The sequence below is a fragment of the Pseudomonas sp. SWRI111 genome (genome assembly GCF_014268555.1).
In the GTDB taxonomy this organism is placed as follows: Bacteria; Pseudomonadota; Gammaproteobacteria; order Pseudomonadales; family Pseudomonadaceae; genus Aquipseudomonas; species Aquipseudomonas hamedanensis.
Window position 1 is genome coordinate 84,123 of sequence record NZ_JABWQQ010000003.1, and the last position, 15,616, is coordinate 99,738.

The 15,616-nt window shown below is 59.2% G+C and carries 12 protein-coding genes and 1 pseudogene; 6 read left to right on the plus strand and 7 right to left on the minus strand.

Annotated features, from left to right (window positions below; all coding sequences use genetic code 11):
• Nucleotides 1-35: 35 nt before the first annotated feature.
• On the minus strand, nucleotides 36-983 hold the full coding sequence (locus tag HU755_RS05905; RefSeq protein WP_186547204.1) for a LysR substrate-binding domain-containing protein: 948 nt from the start codon (nucleotides 981-983) through the stop codon (nucleotides 36-38).
• 135 nt (nucleotides 984-1,118) lie between these two features.
• Between HU755_RS05905 and HU755_RS05910 the strand changes: the two genes are divergently transcribed.
• The 3 genes from HU755_RS05910 (at nucleotide 1,119) to HU755_RS05920 (ending at nucleotide 4,474) form a co-directional block, all read left to right on the plus strand.
• Entirely contained in the window at nucleotides 1,119-2,495 is a 1,377-nt protein-coding gene (locus HU755_RS05910; RefSeq protein WP_186630914.1) for an L-serine ammonia-lyase, read from the plus strand.
• 62 nt (nucleotides 2,496-2,557) lie between these two features.
• Nucleotides 2,558-3,859 carry a serine/threonine transporter gene (locus HU755_RS05915; RefSeq protein WP_186630915.1) on the plus strand — a complete coding sequence of 434 codons (1,302 nt, stop codon included), beginning with the start codon at nucleotides 2,558-2,560 and terminating at the stop codon, nucleotides 3,857-3,859.
• 297 nt (nucleotides 3,860-4,156) lie between these two features.
• Nucleotides 4,157-4,474, plus strand: a complete 318-nt coding sequence (locus tag HU755_RS05920) for a DUF3509 domain-containing protein (protein WP_186630916.1) — start codon at nucleotides 4,157-4,159, stop codon at nucleotides 4,472-4,474.
• Here the strand turns inward: HU755_RS05920 and HU755_RS05925 are convergent.
• Nucleotides 4,471-4,971: a phosphate-starvation-inducible protein PsiE gene (locus HU755_RS05925; RefSeq protein ID WP_186547208.1), complete on the minus strand. Its 501-nt coding sequence runs from the start codon at nucleotides 4,969-4,971 to the stop codon at nucleotides 4,471-4,473. The genes HU755_RS05920 and HU755_RS05925 overlap by 4 nt on opposite strands.
• A gap of 326 nt (nucleotides 4,972-5,297) precedes the next feature.
• Here HU755_RS05925 and HU755_RS05930 point away from each other — a divergent pair.
• A pseudogene (locus HU755_RS05930) lies at nucleotides 5,298-5,537 on the plus strand (YebG family protein); the annotation flags it as partial.
• A 157-nt stretch (nucleotides 5,538-5,694) separates the two neighbouring features.
• Here the strand turns inward: HU755_RS05930 and HU755_RS05935 are convergent.
• Nucleotides 5,695-6,714, minus strand: coding sequence for a Glu/Leu/Phe/Val dehydrogenase (locus HU755_RS05935; RefSeq protein WP_186618725.1), 1,020 nt, complete (start codon nucleotides 6,712-6,714; stop codon nucleotides 5,695-5,697).
• Nucleotides 6,715-6,899: 185 nt separating this feature from the next.
• Between HU755_RS05935 and HU755_RS05940 the strand changes: the two genes are divergently transcribed.
• Nucleotides 6,900-7,703, plus strand: a complete 804-nt coding sequence (locus HU755_RS05940) for a SirB1 family protein (RefSeq protein ID WP_186630917.1) — start codon at nucleotides 6,900-6,902, stop codon at nucleotides 7,701-7,703.
• Nucleotides 7,704-7,869: 166 nt separating this feature from the next.
• Here HU755_RS05940 and maiA read toward each other — a convergent pair whose 3' ends face one another.
• The 3 genes from maiA to hmgA are packed head-to-tail and all read right to left on the minus strand — an operon-like array spanning nucleotide 7,870 to nucleotide 11,132.
• Nucleotides 7,870-8,508, minus strand: a complete 639-nt coding sequence (gene maiA, locus HU755_RS05945) for a maleylacetoacetate isomerase (protein WP_186630918.1) — start codon at nucleotides 8,506-8,508, stop codon at nucleotides 7,870-7,872.
• Between the two features lie 11 nt (nucleotides 8,509-8,519).
• Nucleotides 8,520-9,824 carry a fumarylacetoacetase gene (gene fahA, locus HU755_RS05950; RefSeq protein ID WP_186630919.1) on the minus strand — a complete coding sequence of 435 codons (1,305 nt, stop codon included), beginning with the start codon at nucleotides 9,822-9,824 and terminating at the stop codon, nucleotides 8,520-8,522.
• A gap of 3 nt (nucleotides 9,825-9,827) precedes the next feature.
• Nucleotides 9,828-11,132: a homogentisate 1,2-dioxygenase gene (gene hmgA, locus HU755_RS05955; protein ID WP_186630920.1), complete on the minus strand. Its 1,305-nt coding sequence runs from the start codon at nucleotides 11,130-11,132 to the stop codon at nucleotides 9,828-9,830.
• 164 nt (nucleotides 11,133-11,296) lie between these two features.
• Between hmgA and HU755_RS05960 the strand changes: the two genes are divergently transcribed.
• Nucleotides 11,297-12,088, plus strand: a complete 792-nt coding sequence (locus tag HU755_RS05960) for an IclR family transcriptional regulator (protein ID WP_186630921.1) — start codon at nucleotides 11,297-11,299, stop codon at nucleotides 12,086-12,088.
• Between the two features lie 30 nt (nucleotides 12,089-12,118).
• Here HU755_RS05960 and HU755_RS05965 read toward each other — a convergent pair whose 3' ends face one another.
• The gene (locus HU755_RS05965) at nucleotides 12,119-15,583 is read right to left on the minus strand and encodes a DUF6543 domain-containing protein (RefSeq protein ID WP_186630922.1); all 3,465 of its coding nucleotides are present in this window, start codon (nucleotides 15,581-15,583) and stop codon (nucleotides 12,119-12,121) included.
• Nucleotides 15,584-15,616: the final 33 nt, after the last annotated feature.

A 15,616-nucleotide genomic window follows, 5' to 3' on the forward strand; every position in this document is an offset into this window, starting at 1 on the left:
GGAGTCGGGTCGCCTCGCCGCTTGGCAAAATCTGCTCATGACTGCCCGTCATTCAGCGGGTGCAAACTGCGAAAAATGCCCGCCTCTTCTACCACCCAGTCATGCACCGCACGCACGCCCGGATGGCTCAACGCCCCCGGCGCATACAGCAACACATAGCGTTTGTGATTGGGCACGGACAGCCCGAACGGCACCATCAGCGTGCCGCGTTCCAGCTCATCGTTGAGCAAGGTACGTCGTGCGATCGCCACGCCCATGCCGGCGATGGCGGCTTCGATGGTCAGGTGATTGCGGTTGAAGGTGTGACCACGCCGGACGTCGGCGCCCTCGAAACCGATCGCATTCAAATAGAATTCCCATTCCGCATATTCGTAACTGCCGCGCCAGGCAGTGATGTCGTGCAGCAACGGGAAATGCCCAAGATCCGCCGGCCCGTGCAGTGGCGGTCGTCCGCGCAGCAGACTCGGCGCGCACACCGGAAAGATCTGCTCATCAAGCAAGGCTGTGGATAACAATCCCGGATAGCTGCCATCGTTCAGGTCGATCGCCAGATCGAAATCGCCCTCGTGCAACGGCACGCTGCTGTCCTCCGCCACGAGGCGCAACTGGATGTCCGGGTAGCGCTGTTGCAGGCGCGGCAAGCGCGGGGTCAACCATTTGCTGAGAAACGACGGAATCGAACGCACCCGCAAAATCCCGCTGATCATGCCGGCGTCCAGCCGACGCAGTTCGGCATCGATACTGCCGTAAGCCTCGTTGACCGTCATCGCCAGCCGCTGCCCTTCTGCACTGAGCTCCACGCCACGTGCCCGCCGATGGAACAGCCGGAAACCCAGGCGCTCTTCCAACTGGCGGATTTGCTGGCTGACCGCGCCCGGGGTGATGTGCAACTCCTGCGCGCAACGGGTGAACGACAGGTGCCGCGCGGCACAGGAGAACACCTGCAGCCAGACGTAGGTCTGCGCGTGCAATTGACGACTCATTGTTTAGTCCTGCTAAAGGCTTTCTTAGGAAATTTCGTTGGTCACGTAGGACCGAGGCAGGCAGTATCGCCGACATTGCGCTTGTCCTACAAAAAATGGCAGCGATTCCTCTTCCATTGCTTGTCAGGGTTTAGCATGGCTATCAGCGTTTTCGATCTATTCAAAGTCGGCATCGGTCCGTCCAGTTCCCATACCGTCGGCCCGATGCGCGCCGCCGCAACGTTTGCCCAAGCCTTGATTGATCAACGTTTGCTCAACGACGTACGGCGTGTGGAAATCCGTCTGTACGGCTCGCTGTCGGCTACCGGCGTCGGCCATGCCACTGACCGCGCCACAGTCATGGGATTGATGGGCGAATGGCCGGACAGCATCGATCCGTCGACCATCGATCCGCGCATCCGGCAACTGCGCGAGGACGGTCAACTTCGCCTGGCCGGCCAGCACTCGATTGCCTTCAACTGGCAAAACGATCTCCTGCTGCTGGACGAGAGCCTGCCCTACCATCCCAACGCCATGTCTCTGACAGCCTTTGGCGAAACCGCGAAGCTGTGCGAGCAAACGTACTACTCGGTGGGCGGCGGTTTCATCATTGAAGCGGCCGAAGCCGAATCCGGCGTCGCGCCGGCCAGTGACGTGGTGCTGCCTTACGACTTTTCCAGCGCCGCCGAACTGCTCTCGCTGTGTAAAAAACACAATCTGCGCGTGTCCGAGCTGATGATGGCTAACGAGCGGGCGTGGCGCAGCGATACCGAGATTCGCCAAGGCCTTTTGCACATCTGGTCAGTGATGCGCGAGTGCGTCGAACAAGGCCTGCGCCACGAAGGCATCCTCCCCGGCGGCCTGAATGTTCCGCGTCGTGCGGCGAAACTGCACCGAAGCCTGCTGGAAATCGGCAAACCGAATGTCATCAGTTCGACGCTGTCGGCGATGGAGTGGGTCAACCTGTTCGCCCTCGCCGTCAACGAGGAAAACGCTGCCGGCGGGCGCATGGTGACCGCGCCGACCAACGGTGCCGCAGGGATCATTCCGGCGGTTCTGCATTACTACATGAAATTCAATCCGGATGCGTCTGAGGATGACGTCGTCGCGTTTTTTCTCGGCGCGGCCGCCGTCGGCATTCTGTGTAAGAAAAATGCCTCTATCTCCGGCGCCGAAGTCGGCTGTCAGGGTGAGGTCGGATCGGCCTGTGCCATGGCCGCCGCCGGCCTGGCCGACGTACTTGGCGCCACCCCGGAACAACTGGAAAACGCCGCCGAAATCGGCCTGGAACATAACCTGGGCCTGACCTGCGACCCGGTCGGCGGCCTTGTTCAGGTGCCGTGCATCGAGCGCAATGCCATTGCGGCGGTGAAAGCCATCAATGCCACGCAAATGGCCCTGCGCGGCGACGGCAACCACTTCATTTCCCTCGACCGGGTGATCCGCACCATGCGCGACACCGGCGCCGACATGCACGACAAATACAAAGAGACTTCACGGGGCGGCCTGGCCGTGAGCTGGGTGGAGTGCTGAGGAGCCTCCCCTGCCGTCCGTAACACGTGAGCCCGAGCAAGAATAATAACGAGGCGATACCGATGACCGATGTACGTACACCTGCTGCCGAAAATCCCGCTGTACCGCGCACAGAAAAGACAGAAACGGCCGACAAGGGCTGGAGCACATTCGACACTACCTGGATGCTGGGTCTGTACGGCACCGCCATCGGTGCCGGCACCTTGTTCCTGCCGATCAACGCCGGAGTCGGTGGATTCTGGCCGTTACTGCTGTTGGCCGTGCTGGCCTTCCCGATGACCTTCTTCGCGCACCGGGGCCTGACGCGGTTCGTGTTGTCCGGACGCTCCGGGGACATCACCGAAGTGGTTGAAGAACACTTCGGCATCGGCGCCGGCAAATTGATCACGCTGCTGTATTTCTTTGCGATCTTCCCGATCCTGCTGGTCTACAGCGTGGCGCTGACCAACACCCTGAGCAGCTTCCTCGAACACCAACTGCAGATCGCCCCGCCGCCACGGGCAGCCTTGTCGCTGGCGCTGATCCTCGGTCTGATGGTTATCGTGCGCTGCGGCCAGCGTGTCATCGTCAAAGCCATGAGCGTGCTGGTTTATCCGTTTGTCGCGGCCTTACTGCTGCTGGCGTTCAGCCTGATCCCGAACTGGAACGGCGCCTTCTTCGCCAGCGCTCAGGAGGCCATGCCGCTGTCGGTATTGCTCAAGACACTGTGGCTGGCGATTCCGGTGATGGTGTTCTCGTTCAACCATTCGCCGATCATTTCCGCCTTCGCTGTCGATCAGAAACAGCGTTATGGCGCGCAGGCCGAACGCAAAAGCAGCGGCATCCTCGCCATGGCCCACGGCATGATGGTCGTCACGGTGATGTTCTTTTGCTTCAGTTGCGTGCTGGCGCTGTCACCGGCGGATCTGGCGGCAGCGAAAGCGCAGAATATTTCGATCCTGTCGTACCTGGCCAACCACTTCCAGACACCGGTCATCGCTTATGCCGCACCGCTGATCGCGCTGGTAGCAATCACCAAATCCTTCCTCGGCCACTACATCGGCGCCAGCGAAGGCTTTCAGGGCCTGATCGTCAAAAGCCTGCGCAGCCGTGGCCGGGTGATGTCGGCGAGCTGGCTAAACCGCGCCACCGCGCTGTTCATGATCCTCAGTTGCTGGGCCGTAGCCACGTTCAACCCGAGCATTCTGGGGATGATCGAGACCCTCGGCGGCCCGGTGATTGCCTGCCTGTTGTTCCTCATGCCGATGTACGCAATCCGCCGCGTGCCGGCCTTGCGCCAGTATTCGGGCCAGGTATCCAATGTGTTTGTGGTGCTGATCGGCCTGATTGCACTGTCAGCGATCATCTACTCATTTCTGCCCTGAAACAGGCCAGATAAAAAAGGCGAACCTCGGCGGTTCGCCTTTTTCATGCCCGTGTTCATTGTTCGACAATTTTCTCGGCACAGCCCTTGCTACTTCCCTGCTGGAGCACCGAAAGACTGCACTGATTTCAGTCACCTGATCGAAATCAACACAGCCAAGAGCAAAAGATCGCAGCCTTCGACAGCCCCCAATATGAAGCAACGCTACAGGCCACGGAATGCCGGTGATCCGGTTTGGCGAACCAAATCAGATCATGGCCGGTCAACAACTGCACGTTCAATCAGGCGGTGACGCATCATGGACAACCCCTTTCAGATCATTACCGATGCCTTCGCGCCGGACTATCAAATCAACCTGAGCATTCAGGGTCTGGACGGCAGCATCATGCTGACCCTGTCCAACAGCGGCCGAATCGTGGCCAAACGCATGATCAGCGCCGAACAGCGCAACGATCCGGAAAGGTTGAAACGGCTGGTGCAGAGCATCCAGTTCGGCATCGCCATCGAGCAGGGCCACAGCGCCATGACGATTCTCGAAGCCATGACCCGCGGCGCCGGGCTCACCCCGCCGCCGCCTCGAACCAAAGGCCCGTCGGGCCAGGCGGCGGGCCTTTAAAGCTCGCCTTTCTCGACTTCGGGATGTTCGCTGGAACCGGCGCCCAGTTTGCGTTGCGGTTTTTCAATCTTCACCGAAGGGAATTGCGACGAAGCGTAACGCACCACAAGGATGGCGAAGGCCAGCAGCAAAATCCCGCCGCACAGGTAAATGATGCCCATGTCCGGCGGGTTGTGGTGCGAGACATTGGAAATCAGCAGACGGGTCAGCGCGGTGATGGCCACGTAGATCAGGAAGCGCACCGGCATGTGGTTGGTCTTGAAATAAATCCCGACCATCGCGCCCAGTTCCAGATAGATGAACAGCAACAGGATGTCATCGATCTTGATGTGGCCTTCCTCGAGCATCCCGAGAAACTCCATCACCGCCGCCCACGCCGTCACCGCACCGATGGCGAACAGCGCCAGGTAGTGAAAGGTCTCGACGAACAGGTTGCCCAGGGACTCGGCCAGTTGGTGCACGTTTTGCCGCAGTTTCTCGGCCCAGTTGATTCTCACGATGATGTTCCTTAGCCCGATTCGAGCGGATGATGCGTGTTGGACGTGACGGTTTTGCGCATAGGCCCTTCTGCGATTTTTTCATGCAGATTCAGGGCCATGCATCATGGCGATCCGTTGCAGATCCCGCGCCGTGGCGTTTGGTCGCACCGCCTGTGGCAGCGAGCCTGCTCGCGAATGCCAATGACACGCCCCCTGACAAACCGAAAATCCGGTCTACATTGAAAAGCCACTACCCATGGCGCTGGGATTCGCTTATCCTTTTCGCTGTATATGGATACAGTAGTCGTCAAGACAACTTAACGTGAAGGCATGTGAGGTGGTGAATGGCCGTCGAAGTGGTATACCGCAGCAGCCGAGATCTGGAGCGCTTGTTCATGGATAAAGCCGAAGCTGACCGTCATGACAAAATGCTCGAACTGGCCGAATATCTGGCCGATGTGCTGCAAAAAGCCGTTCCGTCCCTGACCGAACAGCAAGTGGAAGAAGCCGGGATCTACATGGCGAAGAATCGCGATGTGTTCGCCCGGGCGTTCAAGAGCCAGCCCGATGCGCTGTCGGAGCTGATCAACGCGCCGGCTGAACCGGTCGAGAAAGCGGACGAGGCTGAAGCGGCAGAAGCGCCGGTGAAACCGGTCAAAGCGGCAAAGGCAGCGAAGTAATCGAGCCCGAATTGAACAGGCCCTGAGTCGAAACGCTCAGGGCCTTTTTGATGCCTGACATTTATCGATACAAAACCTTCTCGGCCAACTCATCCGCCACCCGCGCCGGCGAACGCTTTTCTGCTTGCGCGTGGGCGAAGACTTCGGTCAATCGCGAACTGATTTTCGACAGGTGCGCGGTAATGGTCGGCAATTCTTCACCGCGATGTTTCAGCGAGACGTAGATCAGGCCGCCGGCATTGATCACGTAATCCGGCGCATAGAGAATGCCGCGCCGCTCCAGTTGGTCAGCCACATCAAGATGCGAAAGTTGATTGTTCGCCGAGCCGGCCACGGCCGAGCAGCGCAGTTGCGCGACTGTGTGGCTGTTGAGCACACCGCCCAGGCCGCAGGGCGCGAGAATGTCGCAGGGTGTGCTGAGCAGCGCATCATTGGCAATCGGGTGGGCGTTGAGTTGCTCCATCGCCAATTGCACCTTGCCGTGGTCGATGTCGCTGACCAGCAGCTCGGCCCCGGCCGCGTGCAGTTGCTCGGCCAGCGCATAGCCGACATTACCCAGGCCCTGGATGGCCACGCGCAACCCTTCGAGATTATCGCTGCCCAGCCGCGCCATGGCCGTGGCGCGAATGCCGGTGAACACGCCCATCGCCGCGTGGGGCGCAGGGTCGCCCGCAGAAGTGGTGCTGGTGACGTGTTGCGTCTGTTGGGCGATGCAATCCATGTCGGCCACCGAGGTGCCGCTGTCGATGGCGGTAATGTAACGGCCATCGAGCTGGTCGATGCAACGGCCGAATGCTTCGAACAACGCTCCACGGTTTTCTACATGGACCGGGCGCACAATCACCGCGACTCCGCCGCCCTGTGCCAGACCGGCCAACGCCGCTTTATAGCTCATGCCTTTGGCCAGGCGAATGGCGTCCTCGACGGCTGATTCGTCATCGGGATAGGCAAGGTAACGACATCCGCCCAGGGCTGGCCCGAGACGGCTGTTATGGATGGCAATGACCGCCTTCAACCCGGAGACCGGGTCCACGCTCAGGTGCAGCGATTCCAGGCGAGTGCTTTGCATGAGAGCGAACATCATCGGGCTCCCGAATCACTTCTTGTAGAACGCCAGTATAGGCTTGCCCCTGAAAATTGCTGGAGCGCGCCGGAATAAGCGACCCTGCACAAACTGCCTTTGCGGCATATCCGGCATGCCACGCCGCCGGCGACTGGACGAACGCCACGGACGGGGCTAAAACGAGGCATTCGAGGGAGATTTCGATGAGTCCGCGCCAAGGTTTTTTCGAGTGTCTGCACCGTTCGCCGCCGGCGCTGCTGGAAGCCGCGCTGTGGATCGCCGCCGAGCACGACAAAGCGGTGGAACCGCAAGCACTGCTGCAAGCGTTCAAGGCACTGCACCAACGGATCAGTTACGGGTTGCCAATGCTGCCGGTCAGCGAACTGGCGCAACCGCTGCTGCGCCGCATGGTCGATCTGGGATTTGCTCAGGACGACTTCCTGCCGCTGCGCCCACAGGCGGCGCTGGTGCATCGCGTGTTAGAGACGCAACGTGGCCAGCCGTTGGCATTGGCGCTGATTGCGCTGGAATTGGCCCGCGGCCTGGAAATACCGCTGGTCGGGGTCAACTTTCCCGGGCATTTCCTGCTGCGCGTACCCGGTGCCGATCACCTGCTCGATCCCTGCGGTGGGCGCCGCCTGTACCCCAATGACTGTCGTGAACTGTTGCAGCGCCAGTACGGGCCGAACCTGCAACTAAAAGCCGAGCACCTGCTGACCGCGACACCGGTGCAGATGCTCCAGCGTCTGTCGCGCAACCTGCGCCAGCTGCACCTGACCCACGATAACTTCATCGCCGCCCTGATCGACGCCGAGCGCGTACTCGAACTCGGCGACGCCACTGCCGCCGACTATCTGGCCCGGGCGAGTCTGTATCAACGCCTTGATTGCCCGAATGCCGAACGCTTCGACCTGGAGCATGCGTTGCTGCTCAGTGACGATCCGATCCAGCGCCTGCGCCTGACCGAACGACTCGGCCACCTGCCGCCCAACTCCGTCGTCCACTGAAATACTGTTGTGGGCCCCAACCTAAATCAATGTGGGAGCGAGCCTGCTCGCGAAGCGGACGCCTCGGTCTGACTGGCAGACCGCGTTAGCGTTCTTCGCGAGCAGGCTCGCTCCCACAGGGTTATCCTCAACAGGGTTATCTCCTGCAGGGTTATCTCCAACAGGGTTATCTCGGGGTGTCAGGTTGGTTGGCGGGATGGGCCTTGATGAACGCAGGGTGTTCGGCCGCGAGCGCGGCGACCCCGCGGATTTTCGGATAATGGTCGAGGCTGACATTAAACCGCTCAGCCGCATACAACTGCGGGATCAGGTACACATCCGCCACGCACGGCCACTCGCCGAAACAGAAACCGCTATCACCGATCAATTGCTCCACCGTCGCCAGCCCTTGGGCAATCCAGTGGTCGATCCACGCCGTCACCTGCGCTTCGTCGTGCCCTGACTGACGCAGGCGATTGAGCACGCTGACGTTATGCAGCGGGTGCACGTCGCAGCCGATCACCGCCGCGACACCGCGCACCTGCGCACGCGCCACCAGATCGTCCGGCAACAACGGCACCTGTGGATAACGCTCCTCCAGGTACTCGATGATCGCCGGTGACTGGATCAGCAATTCGCCGTCATCGCTGCGCAAGGCGGGCACCCGGCCCTGTGGATTGATCGCCAGGTACGCCGCTTGCCGATGCTCGCCACCCGGCGGCGCGATCAGGTTGATCGGCAACGCCTGATAATCAAGGCCCTTGAGCGCCAGCGCGATTCGCACCCGGTACGACGAGGTCGAGCGGTAGTAGGTATAGAGATCCATGAGCGGCTCCTTCAGCGCGCCGCGATCACGGTGCCACGGCATTCGCCGAAGCCGATCGAGGCATGACCGTCGCGGGCGCAACGCGCGCGCAGGATGATTTCGTCACCGTCTTCAAGGAATTTGCGCACCTCGCCGGAGGCCAAGTCGATAGGCTTTTTACCGCCCTCGGTGATTTCCAGCAGGCTGCCGAACTGACCGTTTTCAGGGCCGGACAAGGTACCCGAGCCAAACAGGTCGCCGGCCTGCAACTGGCATCCGTTGACGCTGTGATGCGCGACCATTTGCGCGACAGTCCAGTACATGTAGCGAGTGTTACTGAGGGTCAGGCGATGGGCCGGCAGATTTTGCTCGCGCATGGCTTCGGTGAGCAGCAGCACTTCCAGTTCGATGTCGAAGGCGCCACCGTCCTGATCACGCTTGTCGAACAGGTAGGGCAGCGGCTGCGGATCGCCCTCGGGGCGCGCCGGCTGCGCCGTGCGGAATGGCTCCAGCGCTTCGGCCGTGACCACCCATGGCGAGACACTGGTGATGAAACTCTTCGACAGGAACGGCCCCAGCGGCTGGTACTCCCAGGCCTGGATGTCGCGGGCCGACCAATCGTTGAGCAGGCAGAAACCGGCAATGTGCTCGGCCGCATCGCCGATGGCGATCGGCTCGCCCATCTCGTTGCCCGGGCCGATCCAGATGCCCAGCTCCAGCTCGTAGTCCAGGCGCGCGCAGGGGCCGAAAGTCGGCTCGTTCTGGCCGGCCGGCAGGGTCTGGCCTTTCGGTCGACGCACCGCGGTGCCGGAGGCTCGCACGGTGGAGGCCCGACCGTGATAACCGATCGGCACGTGCTTGTAATTGGGCAGCAGGGGATTGTCCGGGCGGAACAGTTTGCCGACGTTCTGCGCGTGCTCGATACCAACGTAGAAGTCGGTGTAATCGCTGATCCGGGCCGGCAGGTGCATCTGGCAATCGGCAGCCAGCGGCAGAAGTTTCGCGCCTTGTGCTTCGATGTTGCCACGCAGGGTACTGCCTTCGCTGAACAGTTCGAGCAGGCGCGAGCGCAGAGCAACACGCGCCGCACGGCCCAGTTCGAAGAACGCGTTCAACTGCCCTCCGCGCATGGCTTCGACGGCGCTGCGCGCAACGCCATCGAACAGACCGGCCTCGAGCGCTACTTGCAGATCGAAGATATGTTCGCCAATCGCCACGCCCGCGCGCGGCGCCGAATCGTTGATGCTGAACACCCCCAGCGGCAGGTTCTGCAACGGGAAGTCACTGTGGCCGTTGGCCGAAGCGACCCAACTGCGGGTAATGGAAGGCTGAGTCATGGGTTATCTCCGGGTCGGGTCGAACGTGGCGGGCAGCGTGGCCCAGCAGGCGTCGTAATCGGGTTGCAGTTGTGGGCAGTCGAGGGCGAAGCGGCTTGGGCGCAGCACCTGGCTGGTCTCGAACATGAAGGCCATGGTGTTGTCGATCTTCGTGGGCTTGAGCTCGGCATTGATTGCTTTGGTGCAGGTTTCGCCGTCCGGGCCATGCGCACTCATGCAGCTGTGCAGCGAGGCGCCACCGGGCACGAAACCTTCGGCCTTGGCGTCGTACTCGCCCTGAATCAGGCCCATGAATTCGTTCATCAGGTTGCGGTGGAACCACGGCGGCCGGAAGGTGTTTTCGGCGACCATCCAGCGCGGCGGGAAGATCACGAAGTCGAGATTGGCCAGACCGTGCACGCTGGTCGGCGACGTCAGCACGGTGAAGATCGACGGGTCCGGGTGATCGAAACTGACCGTGCCGATGGTGTTGAAACGGCGCAGATCGTATTTGTACGGCACGTTGTTGCCGTGCCAGGCGACCACGTTCAGTGGCGAATGATTGAGTTCGGTGGCCCATAGCTGGCCGAGGAATTTCTGCACCAGGGTGGTCGGTTGCTGGAGGTTTTCGTAGGCCGCGATCGGCGTCAGGAAGTCCCGCGGATTGGCCAGGCCATTACTGCCGATCGGCCCCAGATCCGGCAGGCGCAGCGGTGCACCGTGGTTTTCGGCGACGTAGCCGCGCGCGTGCGGGTCGAGCAGTTCGATACGAAATTTCAGCCCGCGTGGCAGCACGGCGATTTCCAGCGGCGCTACCTCCAGCACACCCAGTTCGGTGGCGATGCGCAGACGACCCAGTTGTGGCACCAACAGCATTTCACCGTCAGCGTTGAAAAACACCCGCTCCATCGATCGATTGGCGGTATAGCTGTAGATGCTGATGCCGGACGGTTTTTCGGCGCTGGCGTTAGCGGCCATGCTCACCAGGCCGTCGACAAAATCGGTTGGCGCGGCAGGGATGTCCAGCGCATTCCAGCGCAGACGATTGGGGGTCACTTCACCCAACGGCCCTCCCGCCAGTTGCCGCTCCAGTTTGACGAATGCCGGGTGATTGGCCGACGGCTGGATCCGGTACATCCAGGTGCGCCGCGCTTCGCTGCGGGCCATGGTGAATGCGGTGCCGGAGAACAGTTCGGTGTAGAGACCGTAAGGAGCTTTTTGCGGGGAGTTCTGGCCAACGGGCAGCGCGCCGGGCAACGCTTCAGTGCTGAATTCGTTGCCGAAGCCGGACTGATAAGCCAGGCCCTGCGCGGTTGAATCGAGGTTCATGGAGCCTCCTGAACAGGGAGTCGGCAGTGGCCCATCGCTCTGGCTCAGAGGTTTCGGCACGCCGGGGTTGTTATTATCGTAATTTGATTACGCATAACGTAATTTGCTCGCTATCCAGCGTCAAGCTATAAAGACGCCCATTCGAACCGGAACCCGCCAGCACCATGGAAAAAACCAGCGACAGCAACGGCAAACAGAAAGTCCGCTCCGCCGAAGTCGGCACCGACATCCTCAAGGCCCTGGCCGAGTTGTCGCCGTCCACTTCGCTGTCGCGCCTGGCCGAACACGTACAGATGCCGGCGAGCAAGGTGCATCGCTATTTGCAGGCGTTGATTGCCTCGGGTTTTGCCGAGCAAAACGCCGCCACCAACCACTACGGTCTCGGCCGCGAGGCGCTGCGCGTGGGTCTGGCCGCACTCAATAGCATGGACGTGTTGAAAGTCGCCGCCCTGCCCTTGTCCGATCTGCGCGATGAACTCAACGAAACCTGCTTCCTCGCGGTGTGGGGCAATCAGGGCGCAACCGTTGTGCACATCGAACCGGCGGTGCGCGCAGTGACGGTAGTGACGCAGTTGGGGTCGGTGCTGCCGTTGCTCAGTTCTTCCACGGGGCTGGTGTTCAGTGCTTACCTGCCGCACCGGGAAACCGATGAACTGCGCGAGCAGGAGACCAGCGTTGAGCAACATCCGCTCAAAGACGAAAAAGCCTATACAGCGCTGTGTCAGCAGATCCGCGAACGCGGTCTGCATCATGTGCATGGTTTGTTGATGCCGGGTGTGGATGCGCTCTCGGCACCGGTGTTCAACGCGGTCGGGCAGATCGCCGCCGTGCTGACCATCGTCGGCCCGACCTCGCTGTTTCACGCCGACGAAAACGGCCCGGCGGCGCAGCGGTTACTGGCGGCGACGCGGGCCGTAAGTTGGCGAATGGGGTATGAACAGCAGCGTATCGAATGAGTAAACGAGCGCGTAAGTGCTCAGTAACGATCAACGCACCGTTGTTTTACTCAGCCCGTACTCGGCGCCCTCCATTAATGTCTTGAAGAACTCGATCAACATCTCCTTGGGTTCTTCCTGGCCAGTGTAATAGGTAACCAGTTCGGCGACCGTGCGCGCGTCTTCAAACAGACTGAGAAACGAGCGTTGTGCATGGGTAATTTCTTTGACGGGCGCACCCGCCGCCGCTGCCTTGCCCAGCGTCAACAGTCCGGTCAGGGTTTCTTTTACATGCCCCAGTGCAGCGGCATAATCACCTCGCCTGTGCGACTGCGAGGCGTCATAGATGCTTTTCATCATCTGGACGGCGACTACAACCGTTCCCACCGGAGGCACCAGCAAACTGACGATATTCGCAGCCTTCAATAGATTGTCGTAGACAAGACCGGCAATCAATTCATTCAAACTGGTAGTGCGCTCGTCGATATCACTCAATACCCGCCGCACCCGCTCATCATGGAAGGTGTAGAGATCCGGCAGCTTCGCGCGATTCTGCGTCCCGATCTGCGGTTTGCTGTCCACGGTTGCGACAAGGTTGTCGAAATAGTCGTTGATCACCTTCTGATCGGTGAGCAATATTCGCTTGCTGTAATACTCCCTGAATGGTCCGAGTCGAAAGCGAATCGAGGGAACGAATTCTGCGATTGGCCGGAAACTGACAAGATCTGGCGCGTCGGGTGTATAGAGCAAGTTCATAAAGCCCGAGGTCCGTTTCACGCGGAATATATAAACGCCTCCTACCGTGCGATCCCAAGCCGTCGTCAAACCGAGCGAACCGATGTTGAATTTATATAAACCCACGTCGCCTTCAGAGATATCGTTCGCAATCGGCTGATAAGCGCCGCTCTCTTTCAGGCTATCGATCACCTGCTGAACAGCAGAAAAAATCTCGGACGATAACTTGCCGCCAACAAAATCGGCGACTGCATTCAGGTGCATTTCACAGCGGATTTTCCGAGCATGTACAGCACGTATGAATACGTAGTCAGGATGCGCCTTGTTCTGGAACTTTTCTTTCAGCATCGCTGTATATCTATCGCCGGGTCGAAAGGTTTTCGACAGCGAAGACAGATCACGAATATCCAGCTTGTCCACCGCCGGGTGATTACTCAGCAAATAATATTTCGGGCTGTATTTGGTTTCGTAGGCGGGAGCGACCGCCTCAAACGCGATTCCTTCAAGCAAGAGATCGGTAACGCTCTTACGAAACGTTTCGGTCTGAACAATAATCCGATCAGGATCAACAGTAACGTCGCTCCCACGAGTGCGCAAAATTTCTTCAATCTGAGCTTTCACTGCATCATGGGTGAACTGCTCGAACGATGGAAAACCGTTGTCTCGTGCATCGACGGTTGAAAGAGCCTTGAGTTCAGTGGTCAACCGGGAATAGCGCATGCGACCTTGAAACCCCAGCGCCCGATAACCTGTCGGCGCAATTGCCTTGTGTTGGGCAACCTCGGCCCGGTAAGCGACGTTTACATAATCAACCAATGGTGTTTTGGCATCGAGGTCGAGATTGGCCAGTGTGGTATCCAGTTCGTACCGATAGCTCAGTTTAGCGCCGGTGCCATTGAGCAAGACGCCTGCGTCATGCAAATACTCCGGGTGAACCAATAATGCTGCGTATTCGCGGCTTGCGGACAACGCAGCCTCAATCCAGCGGTTCATGGCAAAAACGTCGGCGAACTTGTGCAGCTTGAACGGACCTTCGGGACTGCGCAAGAACAGCAGACACCCCGAGTACCCTTCTGCGGTGAAAACAAGTACATCTTTCAAGGCTGGCGCTTGTAGCCTGATTTTCAATCCGCGAATGGCAACCGACGAATCACTGGCCATTGCCCGGGCAATAATCCTGGCGTCAGTGTCGGTAAGGTCACCTGAGTGTCGAGCAACAAACAACTCGAACTGCATCTGACCGAAGAAATAATCACGATAGGCTTGCTGATATGCAACAGAAGGAGACGATGCAAGATCGCTGACAAAATCCAGACGCAGATTGCGCTGCACCAACCATTGCTCAAGCGCAGCGGGCGTCAGCCGGCTTGCGCTGGGTACGCCTGTGATGCTGAGACTGGCGCGATAACCGTTATCATGCAGACCGAAAACAATGAACTCGGTCAGCGTTCGGGTTTCTTCGTGGTCAATGGTGCGGCCTGCGACCTGCAGGGTGTACGAGCTCCGCACGGTGATGGATTGCGGGTCCAGTTGTTCACCAAGCACCCTGTCGGCCCACTCCGAAAACGTACGCAGCACATAATCTTTAAACGAAAAGCATGCCTCGGATGCGCTTTGATAATCCACCAGGTATTGATCTTTCGATGCCTCAAGTTCGGTGTAGCGCACTTGTATATCAGCGTTCGCTTGCTTCAGCCAAAGCGGCCACTCCGTCCGTTTCAAAGCCGCCCACAGCAAATAAAAGCGAGTGTTGATACCGTAACGCAGCACCTGCATGCCTTGATTATCCTGCAGCACGGAAGTCAGCGTGGTTTCCAGTTGATCACGGCTATTGGAAAGTAACGATACGCTCTCCAACTGACCTTTGAGATGAACCTCAACACAGTAGGCATGAGGATTCTGCATGGCTTTTGGGTAGTTGATCTGGTTGCTTTGCAAGGACAATCGAGCCTGAAGCTGGCGATGCAAGTCGGTATTTTTCTCAAAAAACTCAAAGCCGTTCTCAGGCGTGTGCATGAGGTAGCAAGTCGACTCGTTGAGCAGCTTCATCTCTGCATCCGAGCGCTCAGCGTTGTCGAGAACGAAACAGGGCTGGAGCGAATCGAGATAATCCTGTCGTGGTTGCAGGCTGACTTCAAACATCCCGCGGCCTGTCTCCGCGTCGAGCAGAGAAGCGAATCGCTCGCCCCAGTGGGCATCGAAATTGTTCGCCATGACCGACAGCGATAGCTCTGCACTTGCCACCGAAGCGTACGCCTGAATGAACGCCTGCTTGTTGGTCAGCGATAGCGCTTCAGAGCGTATGGATTTAACCGCTGCCGCCCAAAACTTCCCGATCTCGGCTCGCAGCGTTTTTTCCAGTCCGGCAGTCACTGCCGCGATCAGATCTTCGACAACAAAAATAGTGAGCCCGCTGACTTTGAATTGATTGTCCAACGTGTCCGGCAGCACAAATACCCCGTCACCGCCCATGATGTAGCCGGGGGTAACATTATTGTCCACGCAATAAAGCGTCACCTGCCAAAGAGAGCCCGACGGACGGTTATCACTGGGCGCAAAAGCAGGGTCCGTATTGATATATACCTTATCGATATCAACCGTTTTACCCAAGCGTTTCAATTCCGCTTCAAGCATATTACGCAAGATATCGTGCACGCTCGGCATCGCGTCGATAATTGCAAAAAGTTCGGCCTTTGCCCGGCTTGCCTTCTCCCACTCCTCTGTCCACGTGACTTGATCACCTACTGTGTCACGCATTAAACTTTTGAATAACTTACGCATGCAATATCCTGCCTTACTATCCAGAGCTGCGTT